15 protein-coding genes are annotated in these 13,586 nt (G+C 65.1%); 9 read left to right on the top strand and 6 right to left on the bottom strand.

What is annotated here, in order from left to right:
• The first annotated feature begins 40 nt into the window (after positions 1-40).
• Both EBMC1_RS09265 and EBMC1_RS09260 read left to right on the top strand, forming a co-directional pair.
• The gene (locus tag EBMC1_RS09265) at positions 41-541 is read left to right on the top strand and encodes a F0F1 ATP synthase subunit B family protein (RefSeq protein ID WP_003044101.1); all 501 of its coding nucleotides are present in this window, start codon (positions 41-43) and stop codon (positions 539-541) included.
• Positions 534-1,085 carry a F0F1 ATP synthase subunit B family protein gene (locus EBMC1_RS09260; RefSeq protein WP_003044099.1) on the top strand — a complete coding sequence of 184 codons (552 nt, stop codon included), beginning with the start codon at positions 534-536 and terminating at the stop codon, positions 1,083-1,085. The genes EBMC1_RS09265 and EBMC1_RS09260 overlap by 8 nt, the downstream gene beginning before the upstream one ends.
• A gap of 63 nt (positions 1,086-1,148) precedes the next feature.
• Here EBMC1_RS09260 and EBMC1_RS09255 read toward each other — a convergent pair whose 3' ends face one another.
• Together EBMC1_RS09255 and EBMC1_RS09250 are read right to left on the bottom strand one after the other, a co-directional pair.
• Positions 1,149-1,586 (bottom strand): surface-adhesin E family protein, encoded by a 438-nt coding sequence (locus tag EBMC1_RS09255; protein WP_003044095.1) that lies wholly within the window; start codon positions 1,584-1,586, stop codon positions 1,149-1,151.
• Between the two features lie 76 nt (positions 1,587-1,662).
• The gene (locus EBMC1_RS09250; protein WP_003044092.1) at positions 1,663-2,382 is read right to left on the bottom strand and encodes an SDR family oxidoreductase; all 720 of its coding nucleotides are present in this window, start codon (positions 2,380-2,382) and stop codon (positions 1,663-1,665) included.
• A gap of 66 nt (positions 2,383-2,448) precedes the next feature.
• Here EBMC1_RS09250 and uvrC point away from each other — a divergent pair, with 66 nt between their 5' ends.
• The 7 genes from uvrC to EBMC1_RS09215 are packed head-to-tail and all read left to right on the top strand — an operon-like array spanning position 2,449 to position 9,027.
• Complete coding sequence (gene uvrC, locus EBMC1_RS09245; protein ID WP_040590071.1) at positions 2,449-4,383, top strand: excinuclease ABC subunit UvrC; 1,935 nt, start codon at positions 2,449-2,451, stop codon at positions 4,381-4,383.
• Positions 4,384-4,393: 10 nt separating this feature from the next.
• A complete protein-coding gene (locus EBMC1_RS09240) occupies positions 4,394-4,786 on the top strand; it encodes a PaaI family thioesterase (RefSeq protein ID WP_003044087.1) in 393 nt (130 codons plus the stop codon).
• The gene (gene recO / locus EBMC1_RS09235) at positions 4,774-5,511 is read left to right on the top strand and encodes a DNA repair protein RecO (protein ID WP_003044084.1); all 738 of its coding nucleotides are present in this window, start codon (positions 4,774-4,776) and stop codon (positions 5,509-5,511) included. The genes EBMC1_RS09240 and recO overlap by 13 nt, the downstream gene beginning before the upstream one ends.
• Positions 5,512-5,561: 50 nt before the next feature.
• Entirely contained in the window at positions 5,562-6,608 is a 1,047-nt protein-coding gene (gene leuB, locus EBMC1_RS09230; protein ID WP_003044082.1) for a 3-isopropylmalate dehydrogenase, read from the top strand.
• 6 nt (positions 6,609-6,614) lie between these two features.
• Positions 6,615-7,820 carry a trans-sulfuration enzyme family protein gene (locus tag EBMC1_RS09225; protein ID WP_003044079.1) on the top strand — a complete coding sequence of 402 codons (1,206 nt, stop codon included), beginning with the start codon at positions 6,615-6,617 and terminating at the stop codon, positions 7,818-7,820.
• A gap of 17 nt (positions 7,821-7,837) precedes the next feature.
• Positions 7,838-8,239, top strand: a complete 402-nt coding sequence (gene apaG, locus EBMC1_RS09220) for a Co2+/Mg2+ efflux protein ApaG (protein ID WP_040590068.1) — start codon at positions 7,838-7,840, stop codon at positions 8,237-8,239.
• Complete coding sequence (locus EBMC1_RS09215; RefSeq protein WP_003044071.1) at positions 8,236-9,027, top strand: LysR family transcriptional regulator; 792 nt, start codon at positions 8,236-8,238, stop codon at positions 9,025-9,027. Before apaG ends, EBMC1_RS09215 begins: the two co-directional genes overlap by 4 nt.
• Here the strand turns inward: EBMC1_RS09215 and EBMC1_RS09210 are convergent.
• The 4 genes from EBMC1_RS09210 to parE all read right to left on the bottom strand — a co-directional run bounded on the left by EBMC1_RS09210 (position 8,996) and on the right by parE (position 13,532).
• Positions 8,996-10,354 (bottom strand): serine hydrolase, encoded by a 1,359-nt coding sequence (locus tag EBMC1_RS09210; protein WP_003044067.1) that lies wholly within the window; start codon positions 10,352-10,354, stop codon positions 8,996-8,998. The two genes, EBMC1_RS09215 and EBMC1_RS09210, sit on opposite strands and share 32 nt — an antisense overlap.
• Before the next feature lies 1 nt (position 10,355).
• Positions 10,356-10,949 (bottom strand): hypothetical protein, encoded by a 594-nt coding sequence (locus EBMC1_RS09205; RefSeq protein WP_003044065.1) that lies wholly within the window; start codon positions 10,947-10,949, stop codon positions 10,356-10,358.
• The gene (locus EBMC1_RS09200) at positions 10,946-11,470 is read right to left on the bottom strand and encodes an RNA polymerase sigma factor (RefSeq protein ID WP_003044063.1); all 525 of its coding nucleotides are present in this window, start codon (positions 11,468-11,470) and stop codon (positions 10,946-10,948) included. The genes EBMC1_RS09205 and EBMC1_RS09200 overlap by 4 nt, the downstream gene beginning before the upstream one ends.
• 82 nt (positions 11,471-11,552) lie before the next feature.
• The gene (gene parE / locus EBMC1_RS09195; RefSeq protein ID WP_003044059.1) at positions 11,553-13,532 is read right to left on the bottom strand and encodes a DNA topoisomerase IV subunit B; all 1,980 of its coding nucleotides are present in this window, start codon (positions 13,530-13,532) and stop codon (positions 11,553-11,555) included.
• Positions 13,533-13,586 lie beyond the last annotated feature (54 nt).

Genomic DNA, 13,586 nt, shown 5'->3' with positions numbered 1-13,586 from the left:
CCGATTTGCAGGTTTTTCATAAGTTTAAGGTTCGCCTTTCATGCCCCAGATAGCCCAGCTAACCGCTGATAACTGGTATCTCGCCTCGCAGCTTTTCTGGCTGCTGGTCGTGTTTGCCGGCATCTACATCGTCATCGGCCGCGGCATGCTGCCCAAGATCGAGGCGACGGTTGACGCGCGCGATCGCAAGGTCGCCGACGATCTGGCGGCGGCCAAGGCCGCACACGCGGCCGCCGACGGCCTCGAGGAAAGCTATCGCCAGCAGAGCGAGGCAAGCCGCGCTGCGGCGCAGAAGGCGGTTTCGGACGCCAAGGACAAGGCCGCTCGCGACGCCGAAAAGCGTCTGGCGAAAGTCGATGCCGAGCTTTCGGAAAAGCTGGCAGCGGCCGAAGCCGATGTGGGCGCTGCGCGTACCTCGGCAATGGCGGAAATCGAATCGGTCGCTGCGGAAGCGGCGACCGACCTAGTGGCCAAGCTGTCGGGCGTGAAAGTTGCCGCAACCGACGCAAAGGCTGCGGTGAAGGCGGTGCTGCATGGCTGATTTCCTGATGATCCTGTCCGAAGCTGCCGGCGCTGCCGGAGAGGCGCATGCCGATCCGACGGCTTTCGGGCTTAATGCCACCGTGTGGGTGTCGATCGCGATGCTCGCCTTCCTCGGCATTCTTGTCTGGAAGAAGGTGCCGGCGATGATCGGCGCGTCGCTCGACAAGAAGATCGCAGAGATTTCGAAGCAGCTCGGCGAAGCCGAACAGCTTCGCCTCGATGCCGAATCGCTCAAGGCCGAATATGAGGCCAAGCTTGCTGATGCGGCGAAGGAAGCCGACGAGCTTCGCGCCCGCGCCGAATCCGAGGCCGAAGCGCTCGTCGCCAAGGCGAAGGGCGATGCGACCGCGCTGATCGCTCGCCGCAAGCAGATGGCCGAAGACCGCATCGCAGCGGCCGAAGCCAACGCGGTTGCCGAGGTTCGTGCCGCGGCGGCCAAGGCGGCGACCGATGCCGCCGCAGCGCTGATCGCGGCCAAGCATGACGCGGGCGCCGACAAGGCGCTGATCGATCAGGCGATCGCGGCCGTCGCCAAGAGCTGATCTTTCCCGATCGGGCCATGAAAAGCGGCCGTCTCGACTAAGCGAGACGGCCGCTTTTTCGCGTCAATACTCGTCGAAATTGTCGGCCGCATCGCTGAACGGATCGCTGACCGCGGTGCCGCCTTTGCGATAGCAGGCGAAATCCATGATCGCCTCGTTGATGCTGTTGGCGGCGGGCGTCTTGTGCTCGGTGATCGTCTCGGACGGTTCGCTCTCGATGAAGCTGCCGTCGGCGCGATAATAGCTATATTCGAGCGTGCGGAAATAATTGCCACCGCAATCGAGCTCCTCGCGAATTTTTGCACCCACGATCGGTCCGCCGTTGAGCGGTTTGGCATAGACGCTCAGCACGTCGCCGACGATCTTGCCGCTCAGCGCGCGCAGGCTCGCAAGGTCGACATAGGTGCGGGTCGAATCATTGCCGCCCACCAGATACCATTCGGCGGCGGCAGCCGGCGTGGCGAGCGGCAACAGCGTGGCCGCCACAAAAATCATGCGCATAATATCCCCCCTTATGGTGCGCCCCGTGCACGGCCTGCCACAGCCGTTCGGGCGCGCAAAGCCGAAATTGGCGGCCTCAATATTTGATCATGATCCGGCGGGCGAGGGCGGGTGAGACGCTGTTGACGAGTTGCAACAGCTTCACCGCCCCCGCATTCACCTCGCGCTTGCCGGTGCGGATGCCGCGCACGATTTCGGCGGCGCAATCGTGCGCGCTCATCTTCTTCCCGGCGCGACCCGCGGTCATATTGGTTTCCACCACCGGCGGCAGCGCCTCGATCACCGCCACATTGCTGTCGCGCAGCAGGTGGCGGATCGCCTGCGTATAGGCGCGCAGCCCGGCCTTGGTGGCGCAATAGATCGAACCGCCGGCGCGCGGTGCGATCGCGAGCCCCGAGGTCACATTGACGATCGCGGCGGCAGGCTGGGCGTGCAGGATCGGCAGCAGCCGCGTGCAGAGTGCGATCGGCGCGTCGAGGTTGGTACGGATGCACTGCGCCGCGCTGTCGAGCGTCGCCGGCTCGTCCAGCTCATAATCGCTGCCGACCCCGGCATTGTTGACCAGAAGCGCCAGCGGTCGCCCCGCGACCCCCGCGACGACGGCATCGATTCCCGCCGGCTCGGACAGATCGCCGGCGATCGTTTCAAAACCCAGCGCCCGCATCCCCGCCAGTTTTTCGGGTGAGCGGCCCGTCACGACCACCTCGGCGCCCGCCGCCTGCAATTGCAGCGCGATTTCGCGCCCGATTCCATCGCTTCCGCCCGTCACCAGCGCCAGTTTGCCGTGTAATTCCATCGCCCCCTCCATGCTTTTACCTGCCACACTATGGCGGGCCGCGCGGCCATCGCCTACATGGAAATGATGGTCCGTCCCAACGCTCCCGAACGATTCAACGAAGAGAAGGCCACCTATGTCGTCCGCGGCGAGGGGGAGGGGGTCGACAAGCCCGATCTGGAGCGCGGTGCCGAGGTCATTCGCGGCGTCGTGCGCAAGCTGCCGGTGCGCCCCGGTGTCTATCGGATGCTCGATGCGCGCGGCGACGTTCTGTACGTCGGTAAGGCCCGCGCGCTGAAGAACCGCGTCACCAACTACACCCAGGTCGCGCGGCTGCCGCAGCGGTTGCAGCGCATGGTCGCGCAGACGCGCGCTATGGAGATCGTGACGACGACAAGCGAGGCCGAGGCGCTGCTGCTCGAGGCACAGCTCATCAAACGCTATCGTCCACCCTACAATGTCCTGCTGCGCGACGACAAAAGCTTCCCCTTCATCCTGCTCCGCATGGATCATGACTTCCCGCGGGTACAAAAGCATCGCGGCGCCCGCCGTGCCAAGGGACGCTATTATGGCCCGTTCGCCAGCGCGGGGTCGGTGAACCGCACTCTCAACGCGCTCCAGAAGACCTTTCTGTTGCGCAGTTGCACCGACAGCTTCTTCGCCAATCGTTCGCGGCCGTGCCTGCTCTATCAGATCCGGCGCTGTTCGGCGCCGTGTGTCGATCGTATCGACAAGGCCGATTATGCCGAACTCGTCGGCGATGCGCAGGATTTTCTGGAAGGCCGCTCGACCGCGGTGCAGAAGCGACTGGGCGACGCGATGACGCGCGCGGCCGAAGCCATGGATTTCGAGCTCGCCGCGGTGCTCCGCGACCGGTTGAAGGCGCTGACCTTCATCCAGGGTAGCCAGTCGGTGCATGCCGACGGGCTCGGCGATGCCGATGTCTTTGCGCTGGCCGCGAAGGGCGGGCAGCTCTGCATTGCCGGTTTCTTCATTCGCGGCGGGCAGAATTGGGGGCATCGCAGCTTCTTTCCCGCGCATGTCGCGGGGGTGCCCGAGCCTGAGGTGATGGCGAGCTTCCTCATGCAATTTTACGAGGGCGTGCCGCCCCCCAAGCTGATCCTCGTCGACCGTGAGCCCGAGGACGCCGCGGTCCTTGCCGAAGCGCTGGGCGAAACGGCGGGCCGCAAGGTCGAGATCAGCGTCCCGCAGCGCGGCAATCGCAAGCGACTGCTCGAACAGGCGGTGCGTAACGCCGGCGAAGAACTCGACCGCCGCCTTGCCGAAAGCAGCAGTCAGGCGAAACTGGGGCGTGAACTTGCCGATCTGTTCGATCTCGACGAACCGCCGCAGCGGATCGAAATTTACGACAACAGCCATATTCAGGGCACCAATGCGCTCGGCGCGATGGTCGTCGCGGGCCCGGAAGGCTGGATCAAGGGCGCCTATCGCAAGTTCAACATCAAGCGCCCCGAAACCCAGCCGGGCGACGATTTCGCGATGATGCGCGAAGTGTTCCAGCGCCGCTTCGCGCGCGCGCTCGAAGAAGATCCCGAACGCAGCAAGGGCGAATGGCCCGATCTGGTGCTGATCGATGGCGGCAAGGGCCAGGTTTCGGCGGCTGGCGCCGTGCTCGCGGAACTCGGTATCGACGATCTTCCTTATGTGGGCGTCGCCAAGGGACCGGATCGCAACGCCGGGCGCGAGACATTTTATTTGCCCGACGGCCGCGAATTCACGCTGCCCCCGAACAATGCCGTGCTTTTCTACATTCAGCGATTGCGCGACGAGGCACATCGCTTCGCCATTGGCGCGCATCGGCAGAAGCGGGCGAAGGCGATGGGCAGCTCGCCGCTTGACGAGGTTCCGGGCATCGGACCGGCGCGCAAGAAGGCGCTGTTGATGCATTTCGGCACGGCGCGGGCGATCCGCAGCGCCAGCCTCGACGATCTGAAAAAGGCGCCGGGCGTCAGCGCGGCGGTCGCGCAGGCCGTTTATGATTTCTACAATCCGGGAAGCTGAGGAGAAGAACGTGGATTTCGCAGCCGCCATGCCGCTCGCCGGAACGCTGGGCGTGACGATACAGGAAGGGACGAAAGAGCGCGTTACCGGGCGGTTGCCCGTGCGGCCCGACATCTGCACCGCGGGCAATATCGTCCACGGCGGCGCCATCATGGCGTTTGCCGACTGTCTGGGCGCGGTCGGCGCCTTCCTGACCTTGCCCGACGGCGCAAGCGGCACCACGACGATCGAAAGCAAGACCAATTTCCTTGGCGCCGGCCCGGTCGGGTCGGTGCTCGTCGGCGAAGCGACGCCGGTCAAGATCGGGAAGCGCCTGTCGGTCTGGCAGACGCGTATCCGCACCGAAGCGGGCGAAGAGGTCGCGCTCGTCACCCAGACGCAGATGGTGCTTTGGCTGGCCTGACCGCCGATGCCATCGTCTGCGCGGTTCGGGCGCATGGCGAACATGGCGCGATCCTGCGCGCCCTCACCGAACGCGCCGGCCTTGTCGCCGGCTATGTACGCGGGGGGCGATCGCGGCGCCTGCGCCCGATACTTATGCCGGGAAACCTCGTCGCGCTCGACCTGCGGGCGCGGACCGAGGATCAGCTTGGCGGCGCAACGGTTGAAATGATCGCCAGCCGCGCGCCACTGCTCGCCGAACCGCTGGCGGCCGCCGCGATCGACTGGGCGACCAGCCTGACCGCGGCGGCGCTTCCCGAAAGCCAGCCCTACCCGTCGCTCTACGCCGCGCTGTCGGCGCTTCTGGAGGCGATTGCGGTGGCGCCGGCGGCGCGGCTATGGGCAGCGGCGCTCGCGCGCTATGAGTTGCTGTTGCTTGCCGAGCTCGGTTTCGGGCTCAGCCTCGACGAATGCGTGGCGACCGGCACCGCCGACGATCTGGCCTTTGTCAGCCCCAAGTCAGGCGGGGCGGTCGGCCGCGCCGCCGCGGCTGGATATGAAGCGCGGCTGATGCCACTGCCGCCTTTTTTGCGCGGCCGCGATGCCGATCCGTCGATTGCCGACGTCATCGCCGGACTTGCCATCACCGGACATTTCCTCGACCGCGACATTCTCGATGGCCGAAACCGCGACTTGCTGGCGGTGAGGGAAAGATTGCTCGCCAGGCTGGGCAGGGCGGTTGCGTGAGGGGCCGCCGCTGTCTAAGCGGCTCGCGAAGATAGGAAAGGGCGACGCACGTGCAAATCCTGCTGCTGGCTGGCGACGGTATCGGACCGGAGATTATGGTCGAGGCCGAAAAGACCCTCGCCGCGCTGGCGCTGCCCATCACGATCGACCGCGCGCTTGTCGGCGGCGCGGCCTATGCCGCCACTGGCCACCCGCTGCCGCCTGAGACGCTCGCAAAGGCCAAGGCGGCCGATGCGATCCTGTTCGGTGCGGTCGGCGATCCGCGCTTCGATGCTGTCGAGCGTCATTTGCGGCCCGAGCAGGCTATTCTCGGCCTCCGGTCGGAACTCGGCCTGTTCGCCAATCTTCGTCCGGCCAAGTTGTTCGCGGGACTGGAAGACAGCTCTGCGCTGCGGCCCGAAGTCGCCTCGGCGATCGACCTGCTGATCGTGCGCGAACTCAACGGCGACGTCTATTTCGGCGAAAAGGGCATGCGCACGACCGCGACCGGGGAGCGCGAAGGCTATGACGTCATGGCATATAGCGAGAGCGAGGTGCGACGTATCGCGCATGTCGCGTTCCGCGCCGCGCAAGGGCGCCGGAAGCGGCTGTGCTCGGTCGACAAGGCAAACGTCCTTGAAACATCGCAGCTGTGGCGGGACGTCGTGATCGAGGTTGCGGCCGACTATCCCGACGTCGAGCTCAGTCATATGTATGTCGACAATGCCGCGATGCAGTTGGTGCGCAATCCGGGGCAGTTCGACGTGGTCGTCACGGGCAATCTGTTCGGCGACATTTTGTCCGATCAGGCATCGATGTGCGTCGGTTCGATCGGTCTTCTCGCATCGGCGTCGCTGAGCGAAGGCCGTCAGGGGCTGTACGAGCCCATTCACGGCAGCGCGCCCGATATTGCGGGTAAAGGGATCGCGAACCCGCTCGCGATGATCCTGTCGCTTGCCATGCTGCTTCGCCATTCGGGCGGCGACGAGGCGAGCGCGGCGCGCATCGAAAGTGCGGTAGCGAAAATCCTTGCCGATGGATGTCGCGGCGCCGATTTGGGCGGCTCGATGAGCACCGCAGCGCTTGGCGATGCGGTTGTCGCGGCTTTGAACGGATAAAGCGAGATGAAAAAGACGACGGGATTCGATCGCAGCAAGACGAGGAACTGGCGTCCGGCGACGCAGGCGGTGCGCGGCGGGACGTGGCGCAGCGAACATGGCGAAACGTCCGAGGCCCTGTTCCTGACCTCCGGCTATACCTATGACAGCGCCGAGGAAGTCGCGGCCCGCTTTGCCGGCGAGGCGCAGGGCATGACCTATTCGCGCCTGCAAAATCCCACCGTTGCGATGCTCGAAGAACGCATCGCGTTGATGGAAGGTGCCGAGGCGTGCCGGACGCAAGCCACCGGCATGGCGGCGATGACGACGGCGCTCCTGTGTCAATTGTCCGCTGGCGACCATGTTGTTGCTGCGAAAGCGGCCTTCGGGTCGTGCCGCTGGCTCGTCGATACGTTGCTGCCGCGCTTCGCGATCGAGACGAGCGTCGTCGATGGCCGTGACCTTGACGCGTGGAAGGCAGCGATCAAGCCGAACACCAAGCTTTTCTTTTTCGAAACCCCCGCCAATCCGACGATGGATATCGTCGACCTGCAGGCGGTGTGCGATCTCGCCAAGGCGCATGGCATCACGACCGTCGTCGACAATGCCTTCGCGACCGCCGCGCTTCAGCGCCCGCTGGAATTCGGCGCCGACGTCGTAGCCTATTCAGCGACCAAGCTGATGGAGGGGCAGGGCCGCGTCCTCGCCGGAGCGGTGTGCGGAACGGAAAAATTCATCAAGGAGGTGCTGCTGCCGTTCCAGCGCAATACCGGCCCGAACCTGTCGCCGTTCAACGCATGGGTTGTTCTGAAAGGGCTGGAAACGCTCGACCTGCGTGCCCGCCGCCAGTCGGAGAATGCGCTGGCGGTCGGCAAGGCGATCGAGGGGCGCGTGCGGCGTATCCTGCATCCCGGCCTGGCCAGCCACCCCCAGCATAATCTGGCGATGCGCCAGATGGATGGCTGCGGGCCGATCTTCTCCTTCTTCCTCGACGACCGGGTGCAAGCGATGGCGTTTCTGAACGCGCTCGAACTCGTCGATATTTCGAACAATATCGGCGATGCGCGCAGCCTGTGCTGCCATCCTGCGTCGACCACCCATTATGGCGTCAGCGCCGAGGCGCGCGCCGACATGGGCATCGAAGAGGGGATGCTGCGCATCAATATCGGGCTGGAGGATCCGCGCGATCTGATCGCCGATCTGGACCAGGCATTGACCAAGGTCGGGCTTTGAGCGACGCTGGCGGCGCGATGATCGACTCCCTCTTCCCCTTTGCCGCGACAACCGGGCCGATCACGGTGCGCGTGTCGGTCAGCTACCTGCCCGAACAGTCGCATCCGGCGCTGGGGCGCTGGTTCTGGGCCTATCATGTCCGCATCGAAAATCACGGTGAGGCCGCGGTGCAGCTGTTGACGCGGCATTGGCGGATCACCGACGGCCGCGAGCAGGTGAGCGAGGTTGAGGGCGAAGGCGTTGTCGGCGAACAGCCGCTCATCGCGCCCGGCGGGTCGTTCGACTATGTTTCGGGATGCCCGCTGCCGACGCCCGAAGGCGGGATGGTCGGCACCTATGTGATGGAAATGACCGACGGGTCGCAGATGCTGGCGGCAATTCCGGCCTTTCCGCTCGTGGCCCCCGCGACCGCGTCATGAAGCGCACCCATCTGCCTCTCAACGCGCTGCGCGTCTTCGACGCCGCTGCCCGCCATCTCAGCTTTACCCGCGCCGCCGACGAGCTGGCGGTGACCCCGGCGGCGGTCGGCCAACAGATCCGCGCGCTGGAGGACATGCTGGGCGTCGTCCTGTTCCGCCGGACCCCCAAGGGTCTTGAACTGACGGGGGAAGCACATGCCGGGCTCGACGCGCTGCGGCAGGGCTTTTTGCAGTTCGAGGAATCGGTCCGCGCAATGCAGGCGGGGCAGTCGTCGCAATCGCTGACCATCGCCGCGCCGCGCGACCTGACCGCCAAATGGCTGGCGCCGCGTCTCGCCCGGTACAGCCAGCAGGCGCCCGACGTGCGGTTCACGCTTGTGTCAGCCGATAGCGGCATTGATTTTACCGAGGCCAATCTCGATCTCGCGATTTTCTGGACCGATGGGGCCGGCGACCATGAAGGCGTCGCGCTGTCGGCGGCATCGATGGTCACCGTGGCGGGCCCTGGCGGCGGCAGCGACACGCGGATTGCGTGGCCGGGATGCCCCGTTGCCGAGGGTGAGCCCGCGTTGCGGCTGGGCGATGCCGGGCTTGCGATCGACGCCGCGGCCAACGGGCTGGGGCAAGCCTGCGTCCCGGCCATGCTCGCCGAGGCCGATATTGCCGCCGGGCGGGTGCGCCAAGTGGGTGAGGCGATGGATACGAAACGCGGCTATTGGCTCGTCGCGCCGACCCCGCAATGGCGGCAGGCGAAGGTCAAGGCGCTGGTGGCGGTGCTGACGGCGTAGCGCCCTCCTTGGCTGCGAGCGCGAGCAGCCGGGTGACGAGACCGGCGAACTTGTTGCCGTCAAGGTCCAGGGCCGCATTGTTCCAGCTTGCCGTGACGACGAACCATTTGCCGTCGGCCTTGCGCTGGCCGAGCAGGCTCATCGACACCACGCCAAGCTCCGACCCGCCCTTGTAGCCAAGGTAGGACCAGTCCGCCGCCGCTGCGGGGCCGACGCCGTTGTTGATCGCCAGCGCCGCCATCGTTTGCGCCGAACCGCGCGCCCGCAGGTCCGCAAAGGCCCGCGCTACATCCATCGGCGAGGCGAACCATTCGAGGCTGTCGATAAAGCGCGGTTTTCCTTCGAAGCTGACGCCGTCAACATTGGCGAGGGTGAAGCGATCGGCATTGTCATCGACGATCTTGCGTTGCTGCGCTTCGCTGCCCGAGAGAAAGGCTGAACGGAGATCAGCGAAATTGTTGCCCTTGAGCGCGAAGGCCTCGACCGTCGTCAAAAAGGGCGTGTTGCGTGCGGGTGCGCTATTGCCAGCCGCCCGCATCCGCGCTTCGATCGCCTCGCGGCCGAGCAGATGGATCAGCGTGTCGGCGGCGCCATTGTCGCTGACCGAGATCATCCAGTTCGCCAGCGTTTGCAGCGTCACCGGCGTGTTCAGCGGCCAATTGGCGGTCGCCGCCGACGAGAAGCTGGGATGGGCAAGCGGGACGACATCGTCCCAATGCCGCTTCCCCGCCGCAACCTGCGCAGCGAGCTCATCGAGAACATAGAGTTTGAATATCGATCCGACGGCATAGGGCCGATCGGCGCCCGAACCCGCAATCTGACGAATGTTGTCGCCGTCAACTTCGGCGACAAGAAACCCGGTATCGCCCGGTAAAGCAGCGATTTCCGCTGCAACTGCGGCGATGCTATCGTTGGCAGCCACAAATCCGGTTACTCGAAGTCCCAGCACCAGCGCTTCGGGGGCCGGGCCGACGTCCAGGCGGATCGTCGCGGTCCCGCGTTCGAAGCGGAGCAGTATCGTGCCCGATTGACCGTCGTCTGATGTCGCTCGCTTGACCGCGACCGGCTTGCCATATTGGCCGACCAGATTTTCGCTGATCTCCCGAAATCGCGCTTCGGGGATCGCCGCGCGAAAGGAAGGCGCAAAATATTCGGCATAGGGCACCCGCCCTTCGAACAGGGCGACGAGCTGACCGGCGCGGCGGTCGAAGGCGCTCTGTTCGGCGCGTGCGGCTGTGCCCGGCTGAGCATGGACGGTGCCGACAGGCAGCGCGGCCAAGGGGACGGCGAGCAGGGCAGCTGCAGCAAGGCGGTGCAGGCGGTTCATATCATTCTCCTTGTTCGGGGGCAGGGGCAGGCGGATCGCGATCGATCCGCGCTATCTGGCGCCGCAGCATCGCGGCGCCGCGCCGGTTGAGGAGCCAGATGGCCCCGAAAAGCAGCAACGGCCCGCCGATCAGCACCGTGCTACCAACCATGCCATAACGGTCATCCAGCGCCTGTGCGGTCATGAACAGCAGCAGACCGGGCAGCAAAGGTGAAAGATACCAGCGCCCGACGCGCGACAGCATATGCTCTTCACGAACGAGGCGCGCGCGGTAATAGGACCGGATGTCCGCGGCTTCGGCCGCCGGATCGGGACGCGAGGTTCGGCGGGTTAGCTGCCAGCTGACGAACAGTGTCCCGGCAATCACGAGCAGACTGCCCAGCTTGAACAGCAGGCCGGGAAGGACCACGGCATAGACGGCAAAACCCGCAATCACGATGGCGGCGGCCATATATTCGCGGCGATTTCGCCGGGCGACGATGTCGCCGAGCCGCGACGCGCGGCGCCTGACTTCCTCGACCGGCATCGGGTCGAACGCGGCCGTATCGCTTTGCCACAGGGTGTGAAGGGTCATGTCGTCGGAAAAATCGGTCATGTTGCATCTCCCAAGCCGACGAAACGGCGCGTGAGCATGGATTTGAAGCGATGGACCTTGGTTGCGACGGCCTCGGACGACACGCCCGTGACGTCGGCGATTTCGGCCGCTGGCATCCCTTCGAGATAAAGGAGCAATATCTGCCGGTCGGGCGGTCCGAGCCGGTCGATGATAGCCAGCATCAAGGCGAGCGCCTGATGGGTCTCGGCGCGCTCGGCGGGCGAGGGGGCTTCATCGGCAAGCGCTAGATCCTCGATATCGACCCACGGCCGCCGACGCTTGCGGGCTTGGGCGGCGACGTGCGAGGCGGCGCGGTTATGCACCACGCGCCAGACCCAGGTGCTCATCGCGCAGCGGGCATCGAAGCGGGCGAAGCTCTGCCAGAGCGCGACCTGCAACTCCTGGAGAAGGTCGCGTTGCAGTTCGGGATCGGCTTCATAGCCGCGCGCCATGCGGGCGATAGCGCCGCCGAAGCGGTCGATCGCCTCTTCGAACAGCCTGTCTTGCGCCTTTCCGGTCACCCCGATCTCCCAAAAGCCCGTGCCAATATCCGGTTAGTCGCCGGCGGCGCGTGTTTCTGACAGGGGAGGCGAAAAATTCGCTTCAGGCGTCGATCGCCGCCTCGTCCAGTGTTGCGGCATTGGCCTGAATGAACTGGAATCGATGCTCGGGATGCTTGCCCATCAGTCGGTCGACCAGATCCTTGACGATCTGCCGCTCCTCATACTCCTGCGGCAGCGTGACCTTGAGCAACGACCGCGTCGCCGGGTCCATCGTCGTTTCCTTAAGCTGGTTGGGATTCATCTCGCCCAGCCCCTTGAAGCGTCCGACCTCGACGCGCTTGCCCTTGAACAGGGTCGCTTCGAGTTCGGCACGATGGGCGTCGTCGCGCGCATAGGCCGACGTTGCCCCGGCGGTGATGCGATAAAGCGGGGGCTGCGCCAGATAGACATGGCCGGTGCGGACGATGTCGGGCATTTCCTGGAAGAAAAAGGTCATCAGCAGCGTCGCGATATGCGCGCCGTCGACGTCGGCATCGGTCATGATGATGATCTTGTCGTAGCGCAGGCGGTCGGCATCGCAATCCTTGCGCATCCCGCAGCCGAGCGCGAGCGCAAGATCGGCGATTTCCTGATTGGCGCGGATCTTGTCCGCGCTGGCGCTGGCGACATTCAATATCTTGCCGCGAATGGGCAGGATCGCCTGCGTCTTGCGATCGCGCGCCTGTTTGGCACTGCCGCCGGCGCTGTCGCCCTCCACGATAAATAATTCCGTGCCTTCCGGGCCGTTGTTCGAACAATCTGTCAGCTTGCCGGGCAGGCGCAGCTTGCGAGCGCTGGTCGCCGTCTTGCGCTTGACCTCGCGTTCCGCCTTGCGCTTGAGCCGCTCGTCCATCCGTTCGAGGATCAGCCCGAGGAGGGCGCGGCCACGATCCATATTGTCCGAGAGGAAATGGTCGAAATGGTCGCGCACGGCATTTTCGGTGAGGCGCGCGGCCTCCGGGCTCGACAGCCGATCCTTGGTCTGGCTCTGGAACTGGGGGTCGCGGATGAAGACCGACAGCATCATCTCGCCGCCGTTGAAGACATCTTCCGCGGTTATCTGCGCCGCCTTTTTCTGCCCGATCAACTCGCCAAAAGCGCGCAGCCCCTTGGTCAGTGCAGCGCGCAGCCCGGCTTCGTGCGTGCCGCCTGCGGGGGTGGGAATGGTGTTGCAATACCAGCTATAGCTGCCGTCCGACCACAGCGGCCAGGCGATCGCCCATTCGGCGCGTCCCTGTTCGTCGGGGAACTCCTGCCGCCCGACGAAAGGTTCGGCAGTGGCGCACTCGCGTGTGCCGATCTGTTCCTTCAGATGGTCAGCGAGTCCGCCCGGAAACTGGAACACCGCCTCTGCGGGCGTGTCGTCGCCAATCAGTTCGGGCGCGCATTTCCAGCGGATTTCGACCCCGGCGAAAAGATAGGCCTTCGACCGCGCCATGCGATAGAGCCGCTGCGGCTTGAACCGGCCATGTTCGCCGAAGATCGCGGGATCGGGCACGAAGGTCACGCTGGTACCGCGGCGGTTCGGCGTCGACCCCAGTTCTTCGAGCGCGCCCAAGGGCAGGCCTTGCGAAAAAGACTGGCGATACAATTGCTTGGAGCGTGCGACTTCGATGATGGTTTCGATCGATAGCGCGTTGACGACGCTGACCCCGACGCCGTGCAGGCCGCCCGACGTCGCATAGGCCTTGCCCTCGAACTTCCCGCCCGAATGGAGCATGGTCAATATGACTTCCAGCGCCGATTTCCCCGGAAACTTCGGGTGCGGATCGACCGGCATACCGCGGCCGTTGTCGACTACGGTCAGCCGGTTGCCGACGTCGAGCGTGATCTCGATCCGCGTCGCGTGGCCCGCAACGGCTTCGTCCATACTGTTGTCGATGACTTCCGCTGCAAGATGATGCAGCGCACGCTCGTCGGTGCCGCCAATGTACATGCCGGGACGGCGACGGACGGGTTCGAGCCCTTCCAGCACCTCGATCTGGGAGGCGTTGTAGCTTTCCGTCGCGGGGGCGGAGCTGTCGAACAAATCGTGACTCATGGCCTTGCTATAGGGGGCCGGGAAGGGCGCTGGCAAGCGCGGTTTTCGGGCGAT

Origin of the sequence: Sphingopyxis sp. MC1 (assembly GCF_000371385.1) — a bacterium.
In the GTDB taxonomy this organism is placed as follows: Bacteria; Pseudomonadota; Alphaproteobacteria; order Sphingomonadales; family Sphingomonadaceae; genus Sphingopyxis; species Sphingopyxis terrae.
Note: the sequence above shows the minus strand (reverse complement) of the source record. Positions and strands in the feature narration are given on the sequence as shown.

What these genes read in the sequence shown, in the direction of transcription:
- EBMC1_RS09265 (WP_003044101.1), top strand. Translation starts at nt 41, where the DNA reads ATGCCCCAGATAGCCCAGCTAACCGCTGATAACTGGTATCTCGCCTCG.
- EBMC1_RS09260 (WP_003044099.1), top strand. Translation starts at nt 534, where the DNA reads ATGGCTGATTTCCTGATGATCCTGTCCGAAGCTGCCGGCGCTGCCGGA.
- EBMC1_RS09255 (WP_003044095.1), bottom strand. Translation starts at nt 1,586, where the DNA reads ATGCGCATGATTTTTGTGGCGGCCACGCTGTTGCCGCTCGCCACGCCG.
- EBMC1_RS09250 (WP_003044092.1), bottom strand. Translation starts at nt 2,382, where the DNA reads ATGGAATTACACGGCAAACTGGCGCTGGTGACGGGCGGAAGCGATGGA.
- uvrC (WP_040590071.1), top strand. Translation starts at nt 2,449, where the DNA reads ATGGTCCGTCCCAACGCTCCCGAACGATTCAACGAAGAGAAGGCCACC.
- EBMC1_RS09225 (WP_003044079.1), top strand. Translation starts at nt 6,615, where the DNA reads ATGAAAAAGACGACGGGATTCGATCGCAGCAAGACGAGGAACTGGCGT.
- apaG (WP_040590068.1), top strand. Translation starts at nt 7,838, where the DNA reads ATGATCGACTCCCTCTTCCCCTTTGCCGCGACAACCGGGCCGATCACG.
- EBMC1_RS09215 (WP_003044071.1), top strand. Translation starts at nt 8,236, where the DNA reads ATGAAGCGCACCCATCTGCCTCTCAACGCGCTGCGCGTCTTCGACGCC.
- EBMC1_RS09210 (WP_003044067.1), bottom strand. Translation starts at nt 10,354, where the DNA reads ATGAACCGCCTGCACCGCCTTGCTGCAGCTGCCCTGCTCGCCGTCCCC.
- EBMC1_RS09205 (WP_003044065.1), bottom strand. Translation starts at nt 10,949, where the DNA reads ATGACCGATTTTTCCGACGACATGACCCTTCACACCCTGTGGCAAAGC.
- parE (WP_003044059.1), bottom strand. Translation starts at nt 13,532, where the DNA reads ATGAGTCACGATTTGTTCGACAGCTCCGCCCCCGCGACGGAAAGCTAC.